At 67.4% G+C, this 18,361-nt stretch carries 18 protein-coding genes; 12 read left to right on the forward strand and 6 right to left on the reverse strand.

Features of this window, described 5'->3' with window-relative positions; genetic code table 11:
* Positions 1–2: 2 nt before the first annotated feature.
* Together HCU64_RS18470 and erpA are read right to left on the reverse strand one after the other, a co-directional pair.
* The gene (locus tag HCU64_RS18470; protein WP_233385646.1) at positions 3–1,853 is read right to left on the reverse strand and encodes a hypothetical protein; all 1,851 of its coding nucleotides are present in this window, start codon (positions 1,851–1,853) and stop codon (positions 3–5) included.
* 191 nt (positions 1,854–2,044) lie between these two features.
* Positions 2,045–2,371: an iron-sulfur cluster insertion protein ErpA gene (erpA, locus tag HCU64_RS18475; protein WP_233385647.1), complete on the reverse strand. Its 327-nt coding sequence runs from the start codon at positions 2,369–2,371 to the stop codon at positions 2,045–2,047.
* A gap of 109 nt (positions 2,372–2,480) precedes the next feature.
* Here erpA and HCU64_RS18480 point away from each other — a divergent pair, with 109 nt between their 5' ends.
* Complete coding sequence (locus HCU64_RS18480; RefSeq protein WP_233385649.1) at positions 2,481–3,767, forward strand: deoxyguanosinetriphosphate triphosphohydrolase; 1,287 nt, start codon at positions 2,481–2,483, stop codon at positions 3,765–3,767.
* Positions 3,768–3,805: 38 nt separating this feature from the next.
* Here HCU64_RS18480 and HCU64_RS18485 read toward each other — a convergent pair whose 3' ends face one another.
* Complete coding sequence (locus tag HCU64_RS18485) at positions 3,806–4,285, reverse strand: hypothetical protein (protein ID WP_233385651.1); 480 nt, start codon at positions 4,283–4,285, stop codon at positions 3,806–3,808.
* A 139-nt stretch (positions 4,286–4,424) separates the two neighbouring features.
* On the opposite strand from HCU64_RS18485, the gene HCU64_RS18490 reads away from it, so the two are divergent.
* From HCU64_RS18490 to HCU64_RS18540, 11 genes are all read left to right on the forward strand, one after another.
* Positions 4,425–4,904: an acyl-CoA thioesterase gene (locus HCU64_RS18490; RefSeq protein WP_233385653.1), complete on the forward strand. Its 480-nt coding sequence runs from the start codon at positions 4,425–4,427 to the stop codon at positions 4,902–4,904.
* 78 nt (positions 4,905–4,982) lie between these two features.
* Positions 4,983–6,740 carry an arginine--tRNA ligase gene (gene argS / locus HCU64_RS18495; RefSeq protein ID WP_233385655.1) on the forward strand — a complete coding sequence of 586 codons (1,758 nt, stop codon included), beginning with the start codon at positions 4,983–4,985 and terminating at the stop codon, positions 6,738–6,740.
* A gap of 27 nt (positions 6,741–6,767) precedes the next feature.
* Complete coding sequence (locus HCU64_RS18500; RefSeq protein ID WP_233385657.1) at positions 6,768–8,186, forward strand: SPOR domain-containing protein; 1,419 nt, start codon at positions 6,768–6,770, stop codon at positions 8,184–8,186.
* A 173-nt stretch (positions 8,187–8,359) separates the two neighbouring features.
* Positions 8,360–9,367, forward strand: coding sequence for a beta-N-acetylhexosaminidase (gene nagZ / locus HCU64_RS18505; protein ID WP_233385658.1), 1,008 nt, complete (start codon positions 8,360–8,362; stop codon positions 9,365–9,367).
* Positions 9,368–9,515: 148 nt separating this feature from the next.
* Positions 9,516–9,764: a twin-arginine translocase TatA/TatE family subunit gene (locus HCU64_RS18510; protein ID WP_233385659.1), complete on the forward strand. Its 249-nt coding sequence runs from the start codon at positions 9,516–9,518 to the stop codon at positions 9,762–9,764.
* Between the two features lie 56 nt (positions 9,765–9,820).
* Positions 9,821–10,339 (forward strand): Sec-independent protein translocase protein TatB, encoded by a 519-nt coding sequence (tatB, locus tag HCU64_RS18515; protein ID WP_233385660.1) that lies wholly within the window; start codon positions 9,821–9,823, stop codon positions 10,337–10,339.
* Entirely contained in the window at positions 10,336–11,136 is an 801-nt protein-coding gene (gene tatC, locus HCU64_RS18520) for a twin-arginine translocase subunit TatC (RefSeq protein WP_233385661.1), read from the forward strand. The genes tatB and tatC overlap by 4 nt, the downstream gene beginning before the upstream one ends.
* 63 nt (positions 11,137–11,199) lie before the next feature.
* Entirely contained in the window at positions 11,200–12,483 is a 1,284-nt protein-coding gene (serS, locus tag HCU64_RS18525; protein ID WP_233385662.1) for a serine--tRNA ligase, read from the forward strand.
* On the forward strand, positions 12,483–13,247 hold the full coding sequence (gene surE, locus HCU64_RS18530) for a 5'/3'-nucleotidase SurE (protein WP_233385663.1): 765 nt from the start codon (positions 12,483–12,485) through the stop codon (positions 13,245–13,247). Before serS ends, surE begins: the two co-directional genes overlap by 1 nt.
* Positions 13,248–13,424: 177 nt before the next feature.
* A complete protein-coding gene (locus HCU64_RS18535) occupies positions 13,425–14,093 on the forward strand; it encodes a protein-L-isoaspartate O-methyltransferase family protein (protein ID WP_233385664.1) in 669 nt (222 codons plus the stop codon).
* Positions 14,094–14,226: 133 nt separating this feature from the next.
* Positions 14,227–15,435, forward strand: a complete 1,209-nt coding sequence (locus HCU64_RS18540; protein ID WP_233385665.1) for a M23 family metallopeptidase — start codon at positions 14,227–14,229, stop codon at positions 15,433–15,435.
* Between the two features lie 129 nt (positions 15,436–15,564).
* Here HCU64_RS18540 and HCU64_RS18545 read toward each other — a convergent pair whose 3' ends face one another.
* From HCU64_RS18545 to HCU64_RS18555, 3 genes are read right to left on the reverse strand one after another with little or no spacing between them, the layout of a single operon-like run.
* Complete coding sequence (locus HCU64_RS18545) at positions 15,565–16,125, reverse strand: YidB family protein (protein WP_325169994.1); 561 nt, start codon at positions 16,123–16,125, stop codon at positions 15,565–15,567.
* Positions 16,032–16,910, reverse strand: coding sequence for an ATP-binding protein (locus HCU64_RS18550; RefSeq protein ID WP_233385667.1), 879 nt, complete (start codon positions 16,908–16,910; stop codon positions 16,032–16,034). The genes HCU64_RS18545 and HCU64_RS18550 overlap by 94 nt, the downstream gene beginning before the upstream one ends.
* A 35-nt stretch (positions 16,911–16,945) precedes the next feature.
* A complete protein-coding gene (locus HCU64_RS18555) occupies positions 16,946–18,337 on the reverse strand; it encodes an aminotransferase (protein ID WP_233385668.1) in 1,392 nt (463 codons plus the stop codon).
* Positions 18,338–18,361: the final 24 nt, after the last annotated feature.

The following is an 18,361-nucleotide window of genomic DNA, read 5'->3' on the forward strand; positions in this document are numbered from 1 at the left end:
CCTCACTCCGCCGAGGCGTTCACCTCGAGCTTGTCGAGCACGGCGCCGGGGCTCGTCGCCGTGCTGAAATCGACGACACCGAGGCCGGCATCGCCCTTCGCCTTGGCGCTGATCGACAGCGTGCCGGGTTTGGCGGCGAATTTGCCCATGGCGGCGCCGATCGTCTTGGCGGCCGGCGAGTTGCCGAGGATCACCGGGATACCGATCAGGCAAGCGGTGACGTATTCCTTGCGCAGCTCGTCCGGCTTCAGGCTGAGCGACTTGGACGTCGCGTCGATGAAGCGGTCGTAGAGCCCGCCATTCTCGACCTTGATGTCGAGGGTCTTGGCGGTGGCCGAAAGCATGGCGAAACCGGAGGTGGCCGCATCCGGGTCGAAGATCTCCGGGCCGATCCCTCCGAGCGTGGCGTTGAGGTGCAGCGTGCCCATATCCTTGCCCGAGACCGAGACCTCGCGCAGAGCCAGTTCCTTCGCGCTCTCGTCCCAGGCGGAATCGGCCACGATGTTCAGGTCGAGGTCGCGATAGCCGTAAAGGCCGAGCGAGCTGAGGACGGGGAAACCCGACACGGCCGAGGCCGGCATGGTCAGACCCGAGAGCGACAGCCGGCTTGCCGTCGGCACGCCGTCCTTCGGCGGTCCGAAGGTCATACTGGCATCCCGCAGGCCGACATGAACCGTGCCGTTACCCGACTTGGCGAGGGGATCGGCGGGCGAGGGCGCCTTGCCGGGGGCCTGGTCGCTCGGGACATCGACGCTCAGCCCGGAGAGCAGCAGCGTGCCGATCAGCGGGGTCAGGCGGCGCATGTCGGCGTCCGTCACGGTCGCCGTCGCGCCGGGCTTCGACAGCCGGCGCAAGGTGGCGATGGTCGGCTCCAGCGAGAAGCCGCTCAGCGACAGCTTGGCGATGGTCGAACGCGTACCGGTGCCGGCGAAGCCGATGCCGCTCAGCGAGATCCCGGCCTCCGGGCCCGCCGCAGCGTAGGCGAGACGGTCGATGGTCAGGTCGAGCGGCTTGTCGGCCTTGGTCTCCTGCACCCGCAATCCGGTCGCCTCGACGCTGCCGACCGAAACGGCCTCGATCAGGTCCGCCGCGTTGGCCGCGGCCTTCGCGCGTGCATTCGCATCGCTGGTGGTGAGATCGAGGCCCTTGAAGGCATCGAAGGCGCCACTCCACGTGGTGGGGACCTGGCGGCCGGAGAAATCGCGCCCGGCGAGACGGGCGAAGCTGACCTGTGTGCCGCGCTCGTCCTTGAAGGCGATGCTCTCGATGGAGAAGGCGGCGTAGAGCCGCTGCCACGGCCCCTTGCCGTCGCCCGGCTCGGTGGAGAGGCGGGCGAGCGCGGCGAGATCGACATCCTCGGCCCGGAGCTTCCCGTAGGTTCCGTCGCCGTTGGCGGACTTGCCGTCCATGGCGCCGGCCACGGAAATGGCCGCGCCGGACGAGGTCAGCTCGGCGATGCGGCCGGCATGGACGCCGCGGGCGACGACGTCGCGATAGGTCGCGGATTGCCGCATCCCGCCGGTGGTCTGCTCGATACGCAGTTCAGGGATGGCGAGGCTGCCGGCATCGAGCCGGGCGAGGCGCGCCGCCCATGGCTCCTTGCCGTCGGCCGCGAGGATCGCCAGCAGCTCATCCTTCGAGAGGCGCGTGCCACTCGCCGTCATCTGCGGAGCGATCACCCGCGTGCTGCCGAAGCTCAGCACGACGTCCTGCAGCGCCACGTCCTGTACCGCGGACGCCGCCTCCTGGGCGCGGACCGGTCCGGCTGTCGGCACCGCGCAAAGCACGGCGAGACTGCAGACCGACGCGAGCACCGCCTGCCTGAGGCCGCGGCGACCGGAGGATGAAATCATGGCGTGGTCCGGAAAGCTGGATCGCGAGGAACATGCAGTCCATCGCGGCCCGCTCTCACGGGCACCATGCACTGCCGCAGAACGCTAGAGCAGGCAATTGCGCCGATGACACGGCAAAGCCCAGCTCGCCATATCGTCATCCTCGAGCACCGCGGCAGACCGGAATGACGGAGTGGTCGCCGTCCGGGCGATCAGAGCGAGAACGACGTCCCGCACCCACAGGACGAGGTCGCCTGAGGGTTTTCGATCTTGAAGGACTGGCCGATGAGATCGTTGGCGAAATCGATCACCGAGCCGCCCATGTATTCGATGGAGACCGGGTCGACGAGAACGGTGGCGCCGTCCTTCTCGATCACGAGGTCTTCCTCGGTGCGGACCTGCTCGATGTCGAATGCGTAGGAGAAGCCCGAGCAGCCACCGCCATTCACGCTGATGCGCAGCGAGCTGCCGGGCGGCTCCTGGCTCATGATCTCGTTGATGCGCTTGGCGGCGCGGGCAGTCAGCTGGATGTCGGCCATGGCGAGCTCGGCTTCGTTGCTCGATCCCGTGCGACCGCGCTGTGCGATTGTCGGACGAGACCTATGGACAAGATATGGGGTAGGCCGACACACCGCAACGCAGCGCGGCATGGGGGCGGTGCAGGACGTGGTGCAGGACACATCGACGACACGACGGCCGGGCGAACGCTGGAGGGCGGCCTACGCCACCGATCCGGCCGCGACGCGCGGGCGGCTGATCCCCGAACCGTCCTCGCCAACGCGCAGCGACTTTCAGCGCGACCGCGACCGCATCATCCATTCGAGCGCCTTCCGGCGCCTCAAGCACAAGACGCAAGTCTTCGTGCATCACGAGGGTGACCATTACCGCACCCGGCTCACGCACACGCTGGAGGTCAGCCAGATCGCCCGCGCCCTGGCCCGGGCGCTAGGCCTCGACGAGGATCTCGCCGAGGCGCTCGCCCTTTCGCACGACCTCGGCCATACCTGTTTCGGGCATACCGGCGAAGACGCGCTCGGCGCCTGTATGGCCGATTTCGGCGGCTTCGATCACAACGCCCAGGCGCTGCGCATCGTTACCCGTCTGGAGCGGCGCTACGCCGAGTTCGATGGACTCAACCTGAGCTGGGAGACCCTCGAGGGGCTGGTCAAGCATAACGGCCCGCTGCTCGAACAGGGTGGTCAGCCGACGCCGCGCTACCGCCGGGCCGGCATTCCGGTGGCGATCCTCGAATACAATGCCCTGAACGATCTCGAACTCGCACGGTATGCGGGCGCCGAGGCGCAGGCGGCGGCGCTCGCCGACGACATCGCCTACGATGCGCACGATCTCGACGATGGCCTGCGGGCGGGTCTGTTCGAGCTCGAAGACCTGCGCACGGTCCCGTTCCTGGCCGCACTGCTCGACGAGATCGAGTCCCGCCATCCGGGCCTCGAAAGCGCACGGGCGATTCACGAACTGGCGCGGCGGATCATCACGCGTTTTGTCGAGGACCTGATCGGCGAGAGCGAGCGGCGGCTGGCGGCGCTCGACCCGCGCAGCGTCGACGAGATCCGGGGGGCGCAGGCGCCGGTGGTCGCCTTCTCCGACCGGATCGTGGCGGCGGATGCCGAGATCAAGGCGTTCCTGTTCGCCAGGATGTACCGCAATCCCGATGTCATGGCGGTGCGCGAGAAGGCCAGTGCCATCGTCGCCGATCTGTTCGCCGCCTTCATTGCCGATCCGCGCCGGATGCCGGCCGAGTGGCATGCCGGTCTCGATGGAGCGGATGACGGCCGGCGGGCGCGCCGCGTCGCCGACTACATCGCCGGGATGACCGACACCTATGCCGTCCTGGAGCACGGAAAGTTCTATGCGACGACGCCGAGCCTGCACTGGCGCCCGGCGACCCGCGGCTTGCCGCTGGCGGAGTCTTGAGGGGTTCGGGGCGGACCAAGTCCGCCCCGATGCCTGATTCAGTAACCGCAGGGCGAGCGATAGGCGTAGCTGTAGCCGCAATGGCCGCAGCCGCCGTAGCTCACGCTCGGCACGTAGCTGTAGCCGCAGCCACCACCGTAGCCGTAGCTGGTCGGAGCGTAGCCGCCGTAACCGTAGGACGAGCCATAGCCGTATCCGCCATAGCCACCGTAGCCGTAGCCGCCATAGGCGCCGGCCGTGGCGAGGCCGAGACCCAGGCCGAGCCCGGCGCCGGCGAGACCGTAGCCGAGGCCGCGACCGTAGCCGTAGCCACGACCGTATCCACGACCGCCGTAGAAGCCGCGATGGCCCGCGAAGCCGCCGCGATACCCAGCGAACCCGCCATGATGGCCGCCGAAGCCACCGCGTCCATAACCACCGTGACCGTAGCCGCCACGTCCGAACCCGCCTGCTTCGGCGCTCGCCGGAATCAGGGTCAGAGCAGCGAGCGCCGCGCCCGCAACAAGAAGTGCCTTCATCGAAAACTCCCGGGATCGACCAGATTGCCCGGCCCGATCAGGGCTATCGGCAACGTCCATCTTCAATGCGGCGCTCTACTGAGATGCCGACTCATCCCCCACGAAGCGACGTCATGATGAATTGCGGAGGCTGCAGATCATGAGTGGTCAGGACCGTCCGGCCCAGGCAACGCGTGCCGACTTCGCCCATTTCCGACCAATCGCGACGCGTTGGGGGGACAACGACGTCTACGGCCACGTCAACAACGTCGTGTATTACTCATTCTTCGACACGGTCGTGGCCGGCTATCACGTCGAGACGGGCCTTCTCGACTTCGAGACCGGCCCCGTCATCGGCCTCGTCGTCGAGACCGGCTGCCGATACTTCGCGCCGATCGCCTTTCCCGACCGGGTCGAGGCAGGCCTGCGGGTGGCGCATCTCGGCCGGTCGAGCGTGCGCTACGAAATCGGCATCTTTCGCGGCGACGAGACCGAGGCCTCCGCACAGGGGCACTTCGTCCACGTCTACGTCGATCGGGAGAGCCGGCGGCCGGTGCCGCTTCCCGACAACTGGCGCGAAGGCCTGACGAAACTGCTGGTACCCGGACGGGACGAGACCGAGGCCAGCCGTTCTCCGTGACACCCCGGACGCACGTTGCTATGCCGCCGCGCTGAGACAGGCGGCCAGAAAACGGCTGCACCAGCGGACATCGATTTCATGAACATCTTCGCCCAGTTCGAGGCGCGCGTGCGCGAGGCCCTCGAAGCCCTGGTTCGATCCGGCAAGCTGCCGGAGGGATTGGACTTTTCCCGCGTCGTGGTCGAGCCGCCGCGCGATCCCTCCCACGGCGATCTCGCCACCAACGCCGCTCTGGTGCTCGCCAAGGAAGCCAAGGCCAACCCGAAGGCGTTGGGCGAGGCTCTGGCCGAGGAATTGCGGAGTGATCCGCGCGTCACCGAGGCGAGCGTCGCCGGCCCCGGCTTTATCAACCTCCGGCTGGTCCCGGACGTCTTCCACGACGTGGTGCGTACCGCGCTCAGCGACGCCGAATTCGGCCGCGCCAGACTGCCGGGTGGCCCGGTGAACATCGAGTACGTCTCGGCCAACCCGACCGGCCCGATGCATGTCGGCCATGGACGCGGCGCTGTGTTCGGTGATGCGCTCGCCAACCTGCTCGTCGCCGCCGGCCGCAAGGTGACGCGGGAATATTACATCAACGATGCCGGCGCGCAGGTCGACGTGCTCGCCCGCTCCGCCTACCTGCGCTACCGCGAGGCGCTCGGCGAGGAGATCGGCGCGATCCCCGAGGGCCTGTATCCGGGCGACTATCTGAAACCCGTCGGCCTGCAGCTCAGCCACGAGCACGGCCGCGACCTGCTCGACATGCCCGAGCAAGAATGGCTGCCGATCGTCCGCGAGGCGGCGATCCAGGCAATGATGGCGATGATCCGCGAAGATCTCGCTGCCATTGGCATCCGCCACGATGTCTTCTTCTCCGAGCGCACGCTGCAGGGCGCGAATGGCGGCAAGGTCGCCGAGTTGCTCGACGAGCTTCGCTCGAAGGGCCTCGTCTACGAGGGCCGGTTGCCGCCGCCGAAGGGGCAGCTCCCGGAGGATTGGGAGGACCGCGAGCAGACACTGTTCCGGGCCACCCAGTTCGGCGACGACGTCGACCGCCCGCTGCTCAAGTCCGATGGCAGCTTCACCTACTTCGCCTCCGACATCGCCTATCACCGCGAGAAGTGGCTGGCCGGCGCCTCGGAACTGATCGACGTGCTCGGCGCCGACCATGGCGGCTACGTGAAACGCATGCAGGCGGCAGTGAAGGCCGTCAGCGACGGCCAAGCCGTGCTCGACGTAAAGTTGTGCCAGCTCGTGCGGCTTCTGCGGAACGGCGAGCCTGTGAAGATGTCGAAGCGCGCCGGCGAGTTTGTCACTCTCCGCGAGGTGATCGACGAAGTCGGCCGTGACGCGATTCGCTTCATGATGCTCTACCGGAAGAACGACGCGACGCTGGATTTCGACCTCGCCAAGGTGGTCGAGAAGTCCAAGGACAATCCGGTCTTCTACGTCCAGTACGGCCACGCCCGCTGTTTTTCCGTGCGGCGTCAGGCGCTTGAGGCTTTCCCGAACGAGGATCTGTCCAAGGCCGCACTGGCGGCCGATGCCGACTTCTCGATCCTCACCGATCCCGGCGAGATCGAGATGATGCGGCTGATCGCGCAGTACCCGCGTGTGCTGGAATCAGCAGCCGTTGCACACGAACCACATCGAATTGCCTTCCATCTCTATGAAACCGCGAGTTCGCTGCATAGTTTTTGGAATAAGGGCAAAGACTTGCCGCAATTACGGATTGTTAATCCAACCGACCGAAAATCCACTCGTGCCCGCTTGGCCCTCGTGGAAGCCCTCGGAGGCGTCCTGGCCTCTGGGCTTGCGGTTCTGGGTGTCACCGCACCGGACGAAATGCGGTGAGCTGGCCGGGTTGGAAAGGAAGCGACAATGACGACGAACGCTCCGCGAGCGGCGATCGATTTCGACGCGTTCGAGCGTGATTTGCGTCAGACGTCTCTCGCCAGCACCGAAGCGGCGGCCCCGTCGCCGTCGCGGGCCGACCCGCTCGCCGAGCTCGCGCGCATCGTCGGCCAGGACGATCCTTTCCGTGCCCTTCTCGCCTCGCGCGGTGATCAGGCTGCCGCTCGGTCCGCGGGCGGCCGGATCGAACCGTCATTCTTCGAAAACGGCCCTGGCCAGCCCGAGGCCACTGCACAGAATTCTCCCGCCGACGCCTTCGACCACTATCTCGCCAGCGTCGAGCAGGGCGCATATGCCGACGAAATGCGCGGCGACCAGCAGGACCCGGCCGCCTTCGACGATTCGGGCGCCGGCTACCGCGCTCCCGCCAGCAAGCGGCCGAGCCGTCGGCTCGTGCAGGTCGGAGCCGGAATCGGCGTGCTCACCCTTTGCGTGACCGGCGCGCTCGGCATGAAGCTGCTGCGCTCGCACGGCTCCAACGGCGAGCCTGTGACCGTTCTCGCCGACAAGACCCCCCTCAAGATCGCCCCGCCGACGGCCGACGGGCTCGAGATCCCAGACCAGAAGAAGCAGATCTACGAGCGCAACGCCAAGGACGGCCAGATCAAGGTCGTCAACCGCGAGGAGCAGCCCCTCGACGTGGCCCAGGCCGCGCGCGCGGCAAGCGGCAACGGCGCGACCGGCACGACGCCGGGCAACACGGCTCTGCTGACCGATTCGCTCGGCGAGCCACGCCGCGTGCGGACCGTGTCTGTGAAGCCGGACACGCCGGTGACCGCCGCCTCGCAGGCCCAGGCTCAGGGCCAGCCCCAACAGCAGCAGCCCCAGCGCGTCGCCTCAGCCGATGCCGGACCGGCCTCTCCGATCCCGACCATGATGATGCCGGATGCTTCGCCCAGCACTCCGTCGCAGACGCCGGCAGCCCAGCCGCGCAGCGTGACACGCAGTCTCGCCTCGAAGCCGGTGCAGACGGCCGACGCCTCCGGCGCGACCCCTGCTATGCCCGCAGCCGAGCCAGCGGCGCCGCCCGCCCCGCCGGCCCACAAGGCGCCGCAGCGCGTCGCCTCGGTCGCGCCCGAGACCACCTCCTCCACTGACGCAGCGCCTGCCGCTGCTCCGAAGGCGACCCCGTCGACCGCCTCCGTTGGCGGCTTCTCGGTCCAGATCGGCGTGCGCGCCAGCGAGAGCGACGCTCGCGCGGCCTTCCGCCAGATGCAGGGCAAGTTCAGCCAGCTCTCGGGCAAGCCCGAACTGATCCAGCAGGCCGAGGTCGGCGGCAAGTCGATCTACCGCGTCCGCGTCGGGCCTCTGGCCAAGAATGACGCGACGAGCCTCTGCACGGAGCTCAAGGGCGCCGGCGGCCAGTGCTTCGTATCGAAGAACTGAGCGGCGCGATTTCGGCTCTCATCACCTGATTCTCGAAAGCCACACCGATCGGCAGCGTGAGCGCTTCCGGTCGGTTTCGTCTTGCGACGACTCAGAGTGAAGCCAATTCTCAATTGTTATCGTTGACGATTCGACACTTCGGCCGTTCCAAGGCTCAGGATCTCCCGCAAGTCATGACCTGCCGTGCTCTGATCCTCGGCTGTTCCGGCAAGACGCTCACGGCGCGCGAGGTCGCGTTCTTCCGCGACGCGCAGCCGTGGGGCTTCATCCTGTTCAAACGCAACATCGGCACGCCCGACGAGGTGCGCGCCCTGACCGCGGCTTTGCGCGAGACCGTCGGCCGTGCCGACGCGCCGGTGCTGATCGACCAGGAAGGCGGCCGCGTGCAGCGCATGGGACCGCCGTTCTGGCCGAAATATCCGGCGGGCGCCCGCTTCGGCCGGCTCAACGGCTCGGCCAAGGCCATGGCCTGGCTCGGCGCGCGGCTGATGGCGCACGATCTGGCTGAGGTCGGCATCAACATCGATTGCGCGCCGATGCTCGACGTGCCGGTCGAGGGCACTCACGAGATCATCGGCGATCGGGCCTATGCCCATGACGCCGTCTCGGTCGCCGAGATCGGTCGCGCCGTGGCGGAAGGCCTGATGGCCGGCGGCGTGCTGCCGGTGATCAAGCACATTCCCGGGCATGGCCGCGCCACCAGCGACAGCCACATGCAGCTCCCTGTGGTCGATGCCGACCGCGCCAGTCTCGAGGCGACCGACTTCCGTCCCTTCCAGGCGCTCGCCGACATGCCGCTCGCGATGAGCGCACACGTGGTCTACCCGCATCTCGACCCGAAGAAGCCGGCGACGCTGTCGCGCATCATCGTCGAAGACATCATCCGCGAGACGATCGGATTCGACGGACTGCTGATGACCGACGACCTCTCGATGAAGGCGCTCAAGGGCTCCTACCGCAAGCGGGCAGAAGCCGCCTTTACGGCCGGCATCGACGTCGCGCTTCACTGCAACGGCCAGGCACGGCAGATGCGCAGCGTGGTCGAGGGGACGCCCGTTCTCGCCGGGAAGTCCCTGGAGCGGGCGCAGGCTGCCCTGGCCCGGCTTTCCGCGCATAAGGACGCGTTCGACGTGGCCGAGGCGCGCAGCCGATTCGAGGCGGGTCTCGCCGCCGCGGCCTGACGCCGCGAGACGGCGCTTCAACAGCGATTTGTAACCGCCGGACCGCACGAGCGAACTTGTGTTCGCACGGGCCGATCCCTAGGTTGGCGCCAACTCTTCGAACAGGACAAGCATCGCGTCGGCAGCGGCGCGGTGCGGGATATGCGCCATGGGCAGCTTGAGTATCTGGCACTGGATCGTCGTGGCGGTGATCGTCATGATGCTGTTCGGCCGCGGCAAGGTCTCCGAGTTGATGGGCGACGTCGCCAAGGGCATCAAGGCCTTCAAGAAGGGCATGGCCGAGGACGACGAGGCGCCCAAATCGACCTCCACCCCGGTCGAGCCGGTCCGCACCATTCCGCATCAGGCCGAGCCGACCGCTGCGCCGGCGCAATCGGTCGATCGCCGCACGAGCTGAGGCTTCGAGCCCCTCCGCAGACCTGATCGGCCGCGCAAGGCGGGACGGACGTCGTCATGCTGGACATGAGTTGGGGCGAGGTGATGCTGATCGGCGGCGTCGCCCTGATCGTCATCGGGCCGAAAGACCTGCCGAAGGCCCTGCGCACCCTGGGCCAGATCACGAGCAAGGTCCGCCGCATGGCGGGCGAGTTCCAGCACCAGTTCAACGAAGCGATCCGCGAGGCGGAACTCGACGAGATCAAGCGGGACGTCGAGGGTGTGAAGCGTCAGGCCGAGAGCTTTCGGCCGAGCTTCAACCCCGTCGACACGATCCGTAACGAACTGAAGAGCGCCGTCGAGGGCCGCAACGCTGCGAAGTCCGCCGATCCGTCGCAGGGCCTGATGCAGAGCACGGCGCAGGGCGCCATCGCGAGTGTGGGCGAAGAGGCCACCGAGCGCCTCTCGCAGGGCGGAAGTTACGACGTCCCGCGACCGACCGAGCTTTCGGACGTCGTGCAGACAGAGATTGCGGAAGTTTCGCCACCGCACGCTCGAGCCAGCGAACAGAAACCTTCGGACGGCCAGCCTTCATGAAGACCGAGCAGGACGAGGCCGAGATCGAGGCTTCGCGCGCGCCGCTGCTCGAACATCTGATCGAGCTGCGCGCACGGCTGATCAAGTCGCTGATCGCCTTCGTGGTGATGTTCTTCGGGTGCTTCTACTTCTCCCGGAGCATCTACAACGTGCTGCTCCACCCCTACGTCTCGGTGGTCGGTGCGGCCAATGCCGAGCTGATCGCGACGCATTTCCTCGAACAGATCTTCACCAACATCAAACTCAGCGTCTTCGGCGCCGGCTTCCTCGCCTTCCCGGTCATCGCCACGCAGATCTATGCCTTCGTCGCACCGGGCCTCTACCGCAACGAGCGCCAGGCCTTCCTGCCGTATCTGATCGCGACGCCGATCTTCTTCATCCTCGGCGCGCTCGTCGTCTATTTCCTGGCGATGCCGCTGCTGATCTCGTTTTCGGTGTCGCTGCAGCAGGTCGGCGTGGCTGGCGAGCCGACGATCAAGCTGCTGCCGAAGGTCGACGAGTATCTCTCGCTGATCATGACGTTGATCTTCGCCTTCGGCCTCGCCTTCCAGATGCCGGTCATCCTGACCCTGCTCGGGCAGGTCGGGATCATCGACCAGGCCTTCCTCAAGGAGAAGCGCCGCTACGCCATCGTGCTGGTCTTCGTCGCTGCCGCCGTGCTGACGCCGCCCGACGTGATCTCGCAACTGTCTCTCGCGCTGCCGATGCTGCTGCTCTACGAGGCCTCCGTGTTCTCGGTGGGCCGTGTCGAGAAGCGGCGCAAGGCGCAGCGGGTGGAGGCGGGGTTGGAGCCGTAGGGCCGCCCTTGTGATGCCGGGGGCGATGCTGCAAAGCGTGCGCGACCAGGATCAGAGCGACCCATGCACGACATCCGCGCCATCCGCGAGAACCCGGACGCCTTCGACGACGACCTCGCGCGGCGAGGCCTGGAGCCGCTCAGCGCCTCACTGATCGCCCTCGACGATGCGCGGAAGGCCGCGACCTCGGCGGCGCAGGCCAATCAGGAACGGCGCAACGCGCTCTCCAAGGAGGTCGGCGGCGCGAAGAAGGCCAAGGACGAGGCCCGCGCCAACGAATTGATGGCCGAGGTCGCACGGCTCAAGGAGGACGCTTCCCGTCTGGAGACCGAGCAGACCCAGGCCGGCAAGACCCTCGACGCGGAACTGGCGAAGATCCCGAACCGCCCGAAGGCCGACGTACCCCCGGGCGCCGACGAGCACGGCAACGTCGAATATCGCCGCCACGATTCCGAGCGCGAGCGCCTCAGCGAGGGCCGCCAGCATTTCGAACTCGGCGAAGCCACCGGCCTGATGGATTTCGAGGCGGCGGCGAAGCTGTCCGGCTCACGCTTCGTGGTGCTGAAGGGCCAGCTCGCGCGACTGGAGCGCGCGCTCGGCCAGTTCATGCTCGACCTGCACACGACCGAGCACGGTTATACCGAGGTGGCGCCCCCAATCTTGGTGCGCGACGAGGCCATGTTCGGCACGGCGCAGCTACCGAAGTTCCGGGACGATCAGTTCGCCGCCGGAGATGGTTTCTGGCTCGTCCCCACCGCCGAAGTCCCTCTGACCAACCTCGTCCGCGAAAGCATCCTATCCGAGGACGAACTCCCGCTCCGCTTCACCGCGCTCACGCCCTGCTTCCGCGCGGAGGCCGGGGCGGCGGGTCGCGACACACGCGGCATGCTGCGCCAGCACCAATTCAACAAGGTCGAGCTGGTCTCGATCACGTCGCCCGAGAACTCGGCGGAAGAGCACGAGCGCATGCTCGCCTGCGCCGAGACCGTCCTGAAGAAGCTGGACCTCACCTACCGGGTCATGACGCTGTGCACCGGTGACATGGGATTTGCATCGCAAAAAACCTACGACATCGAGGTCTGGGTGCCCGGCCAGCAAACCTATCGCGAGATCTCGTCCTGCTCGGACTGCGGCGACTTCCAGGCCCGGCGGATGAACGCTCGCTACCGGGGTAAGGACGGCAAGCCAGCCTTCGTGCACACGCTGAACGGCTCGGGCATCGCGGTCGGCCGCGCCTTGATCGCGGTGATGGAAAACTACCAGAATCCCGACGGGAGCGTCACGATCCCGTCCGTGCTCCAGCCCTATATGGGCGGCCTCAACCGGATCGAAGGACCCTCGGCCTGATGCGCATTCTCGTCACCAACGACGACGGCATCCATGCGCCGGGCCTCGAGACTCTGGAGGGCATCGCCCGCCAGATCAGCGACGACGTCTGGGTGGTCGCGCCCGAGCACGATCAGTCCGGCGTCTCGCACTCGCTCTCGCTGAACGACCCGCTGCGCCTGCGACAGATTTCGGAAAAGCGTTTTGCCGTGAAGGGCACCCCGTCCGACTGCGTGATCATGGGCATCGCCCACATCCTCGCGGAGCAGAAGCCCGATCTCGTGCTGTCCGGCGTCAATCGCGGCCAGAACGTCGCAGAGGACGTGACCTATTCGGGCACCATTGCCGCGGCAATGGAGGGCACGATCCTCGGTGTCCCCTCGATCGCTCTGAGCCAGGCTTACGGTCATGCCGGCCGCGCCGGCATCAAGTTCCACTGCGCCGCCGAGCATGGCGCGCGCGTCGTACGCAAGGTCATCGAGACGGGCATCGAGCCTGGCATCGTGATCAACGTCAATTTTCCGGATTGCGAGCCGGGCGACGTGCAGGGCACCACCGTCACGGCGCAGGGCCAGCGCAACCAGGCGCTCCTGCGGATCGACGCCCGCCACGACGGTCGCGGCAACCCGTATTTCTGGCTTGCCTTCGCCAAGGCGCGGTTCGAGCCCGGCAACGGCTCGGACCTCAAGGCGATTGCCGAGAACCGGATCTCGGTGACGCCGCTGCGGCTCGATCTCACCGACGAGCCGACGCTGACGCGCTTCGCCAAGGCCTTCGAGAACTGACGGCGGGGCGCAGGCCGATCCGTCATTCCGGGGTCCGCCGCAGGCGAGAACCCGGAATTCATCCATGATGCGATAGGTTTGGCTGCCGGCTTGGCCAGTCGCGGAATTCCGGTCCCGTTGCGTGGTCCCGGAATGACGGGGCAGGGTCGAGCGAAATCCGAGCGAGGAATCAGCACCATGCCAGTCGCGGGGGAGGGAGAGGACGCCTCTGCGATCGGCGATGCGGCCTTCGTTCTGCTCCTGCGCGAGCACGGTACGCGCGAGACCGCGGTCCTGCGCGCCATGGAGCTGGTGCCGCGCGAGTGGTTCGTCCCTCCGCCGCTTCTGGCCCATGCCCGACGGGACATCGCCCTACCAATCCCTTGCGGGCAGAGCATGACGGCGCCGACGACGGTCGCTGCGATGCTCGGCCTGCTGAACGTCCAGTCCGGCAGCCGCGTCCTCGAGATCGGCACGGGCTCGGGCTACGTCACGGCGCTGCTCGTCTATCTCGGCAGCAGCCGGGTGCGCAGCATCGAGCGCTACGAAGGGCTCGCCCGCGCGGCGCGAGACCGCCTCGGCGAGGATCACGCCGGCACGACGGTCGAGACTGGCGATGGGCTCGACGCCGCGACGATCGGGGAGGGCGGCTTCGACCGCATCCTCGTCAACGGCGCCTGCGCGGACGTTCCCGCGCATCTCGCCCGCGCCCTCGCGCCGGGAGGCCGCCTCGTCGGCGCCGTCGCGACGGAACGGGGGATGCGCATCGCCGTCGTCGATCGAGCCATGGATGGCGGCTTCGGCAGACGTTTGGAGATGACCTGTCGCCTGCCCTCCCTGACCGCAGGTCGAGCGAGTGTGCTCTAGCGGTCTCTTCGCTGCCGCGACAGGTTCCCGGTTTGCGCGAATACGCTGCAATCTTGGTGAACGGGAACGGTTGTTTAACCTGAATCCCTTTTGAATGAGGTCATCAAGTTTGCGTCTGTAAGCGGGTGCGTCGATGCGTGTGCGAGGGGCGAGTCTGGGGTGGAAGACGCTATCGCGTCTCGCCCTCATCGGAATGATCGGCGGCGGCACCGCCGCCTGCTCGTCGGACGCGTCGCGCCTCAGCGACCCGTTCACCAACCCCTTCTCGTCGAACGAGCCTGCCGCCACCGGCAGCCTCGGCGAGAACGGCGAGTCCATGACATCGGCCCCGGCCATCCGCACCCCGCGCATCCAGTCGCAGGAGCTCGCCGCTCCCGGCGCGAAGATGTCCTCTCGCCCGCTCCCCGCCCCCCGCGTCGCCGCGGCCGAGCCCGTGATGAGCGCCGGCGGCAGCGTCGACGGCATGAACCCGAGCGCCGGCAAGGCCATGACGCCCCGCGTCTCGCCGACCGCTCCGCAGCCGAAGCTCGTCTTCGGCAAGGGCGCACCCGCTCAGAAAACCGAGAAGGTCATCGAGACCAAGCGCGAGGCCGAGTCCAAGAAGGCCGTCGAAGCGCGCAAGGAGGCCGAGGCCCGCAAGGAAGCCGAAATCCGCAAGGCCGCCGAGGCGAAGAAGGCTGCCGAGGCGGAAGCCAAGAAGAAGCACAGCGCTAAGGCAGAGACCAAGCCGGACGCGAAGGCCGACACCCGTCGCGAGGCCGAGGCGAAGGCCGCCAAGGCCGAGGCCGCGAAGAAGGTTGCCGAGGCGAAGGCTGCCGAGACCGCCGCGAAGGCCTCCGCCAAGGAGACCAAGCAGGCTGCCGCCAAGCCGGTCGTGAAGGAAGCGCCCGTCGTCAAGGAAGCCGAGAAGCCGGCTCCCACCAAGGTTGCCAGCGCCGATCCCGCCACCACCGCCTCGGTGAAGGCCGATTCCAACGAATCCTTCCGCTGGCCTGCGAAGGGCCGCGTGATCAATGGCTACGGCACCTCGGGCAACGAAGGCATCAACATCGCCGTGCCGGAGGGCACTCCGGTGAAGGCCGCCGAGGACGGCACCGTCGCCTATGCCGGCTCAGAGGTGAAGGGCTACGGTAAGCTCGTCCTAGTGCGCCACGCCAATGGCTACGTCTCGGCCTACGCCCATAACGGCGAGCTCGACGTGAAGCCCGGCGACAAGGTGAAACGCGGCCAGACCATCGCGAAGTCCGGCGCCACCGGCAACGTGACCTCGCCGCAGCTGCACTTCGAGATCCGCAAGGGCGCGACCCCGGTCGATCCGATCCCGCACCTCGCCAGCAACTGAACGTATTGCAGCTCAAACGAAAACGGCGGCTCCGAGAGGAGCCGCCGTTTTCGTTTCTCGGCCAGTTGTCCCTGGGCCGTCATCGCGGACCATCGCAGGCGAACACGGAAAATACCGTGTTGATGCAATTCAAGCCGCGTGGCCGCCTTCCGGCGCGGGCGGCTGCAACTGGCCGTTCGGGCTGTGCTGGTCGACGGCCTGGGGCAGCACCTTCGCGAGCGTCTCGAGCACCTGGTCGTAGGGGATGCCGAGCTTGTCCGCGATCTCCTTAGTGTGAGAGTCGTTCAGCGCGTTGCGCAGGTCGTCGGTGGTGATCGGCTGGTTCTCGCCGCGGCCGAGCCAGGAATTCACCTGCTTGCCGTAGCCGGACTGCGAGAGCTGGTTGAGCACGCCCTGCAATCCGCCGGGATAGACCCGCTCGATGATGCCGGGCAGCGCCGCGGCCGCCGCCGATCCCAGCACGCCGCCGAGAGATCCCTTGATGCTGTCGAACAAGCTCATCGCGCACGTCCTTCCGTGACCGGCCGCCGATGGCGGCGGTACAGTATCGGACGGCCAGATTACACGCAGGCGACGGTTTCGCCAGCAGGTTGCGCTCAACTCACCAATCGCTGACCCAGGCGTCCCGCGAGATCCTGGATGAACTGGAAGGCTGTGCGGCCCGAACGCGAGCCGCGCGTCGTCGCCCATTCCAGCGCCTCGGCGCGCAGCCGGTCGGGCTCGACCTCGAGGCCGTAGCGCTCGACATACCCCCGGATCATCGCGAGGTACTCGTCCTGGCTACACTTGTGGAAGCCGAGCCAGAGGCCGAAGCGGTCCGACAGCGAGACCTTCTCCTCGACGGCCTCGCCGGGATTGATCGCGGTGGAGCGCTCGTTCTCGACCATCTCTCGGGCGAGCAGGTGGCGGCGGTTGGAGGTGGCGTAGAACAGCACGTTGTCCGGCCGCCCCTCGATGCCGCCGTCGAGTGCCGTCTTCAGCGACTTGTACGACGTGTCGTCGGCATCGAAGGAGAGATCGTCGCAGAAGACCAGCCAGCGATGCGGGTCGGGGCGCAGCACCGCCATCAGGTCGGGCAGCGCCTCGATGTCTTCGCGATGAATCTCGACGAGCTTCATCGGCAGCACGCCCTCGGCCCGGCGCCCATTGATCTCGGCCTGGGCCGCCTTGACGAGCGAGGACTTGCCCATGCCGCGCGCGCCCCAGAGCAGGGCGTTGTTGGCCGGCAGCCCCTTGGCGAAACGCTCGGTGTTCTCGACGAGCATGTCGCGCATCCGGTCGATGCCCGTGAGCAGGCCGATCTCGACCCGGTTGACCTTCGGCACCGGGATCAGCCGGCGCTCGGGCCCCCACAGGAACGCATCGGCTGCGGTGGTATCGGTCTTCGGCACAGCCGGCGGGGCGGCGCGCTCCAGGGCCGTGGCGATCCGCTCCAGGAGCGGCATGAGGGTGCGGAGGTTCGGTTCGTCGGTCATGGATGTTGCGGCTGCCGTCGGTTTCCTGCGCAGTATCAAGCCGCCGGCATCGCCTCCAGTCCCTCCTGCGCAATCCAGCCGGCCGTTCGGTCGAGGGCGCGGGTCAGGCGCTCGAACAGGGTGTCGATCTCGTCGAGCTCGATGACGAGCGGCGGGCAGACTGCGATGCGGTCGCCGGCGAGGAATCGCACGATCAGCCCCTCCGCCTGGCAGAAGGCAACGCAACGTGCCGCAACGCCGGCCTTCGGGTCGTATTGCCGCTTCGAGACCTTGTCGGCGACGATCTCGATGCCGCCGATCAGGCCGATTCCGCGCGCCTCGCCGATCATCGGGTGCTCGGCGAGGGCGGTCAGGCGCGCCTGGAAGTGTGGCGCCTTCTCCGCGGCACGCTCGATGATGCGGTCGCGGCGATAGATCGCGAGGGTCTTGTTGGCGACGGCGCAGGCGACCGGGTGCCCGGAATAGGTCGTGCCGTGACCGAAGCCGCCGAGCTTGGCGCTCTCGTCGAGCATCGCCTTGTAGAGCGGCTCGTCGACCGAGATGCCGCCGAGCGGCAGGTAGCCCGAGGTCACGGCCTTGGCGAAGGAGATCGTGCTCGGCCGCATGCCGAGTGACTGGCTGCCGAACCAGTTTCCGGTGCGCCCGAAGCCGCAGATGATTTCGTCCGCGACGAGCCGGATGTCGTAGCGGTCGAGCACCGTCTGGATCGCCTCGAAATATCCGGCGGGCGGCAGGATCGCGCCGCCGGCGCCCATCACCGGCTCGGCGAAGAAGGCCGCGACGGTGTCGGGGTCCTCGGCGAGGATCTGCGCTTCGAGCGCGTCGGCGAGCCGCTGCGAGAACGCCGCCTCGCTCTCGCCGGGCTCCGCACCACGGTAGTGATGGGGGCATGCGACATGCAAAAAGCCGGGGAGCGGCAGGTCCCAGTCGGCATGATTGGCGGGCAATCCGGTCAGCGAGGCGGTAGCCACCGTGACCCCGTGATAGCCCTTGCGATGAGAAAGAATCTTTTTCTTACGAGGGCGTCCGAGCGCGTTGTTCATGTACCAGATGAGCTTCACCTGGGTGTCGTTCGCCTCCGATCCCGACGAGGTGAAGAAGATCTTGGAGGTCGGGACCGGCATCAGTTCCTTGAGCGTCTCGGCCAGCTCGATCGCCGGATCATGACTGCGGCCGGAGAAGAGATGCGTGAAGGGCAGGCGCGCCATCTGCTCGGTGGCGGCCTCGACCAGTTCTTCGTTCGAATAGCCGAGGGCCGTGCACCACAGGCCGGCCATGCCTTCGAGATAGGGCCGCCCATCCGTATCGCAGACCCAGACGCCGTGGCCGCGCTCCAGCACCAGCGGCCCGGTTTCCCGGAAGGTCGCGAGGTTGGTGTAGGGGTGGATGAGCGTCTCGACGTCCCGAGCGGCGATGTTCGAGAGCATGGCTGGCGGTCTCGTCGGCAAAGA

The organism is Methylobacterium sp. C25 (assembly GCF_021352225.1).
GTDB lineage: Bacteria > Pseudomonadota > Alphaproteobacteria > Rhizobiales > Beijerinckiaceae > Methylobacterium.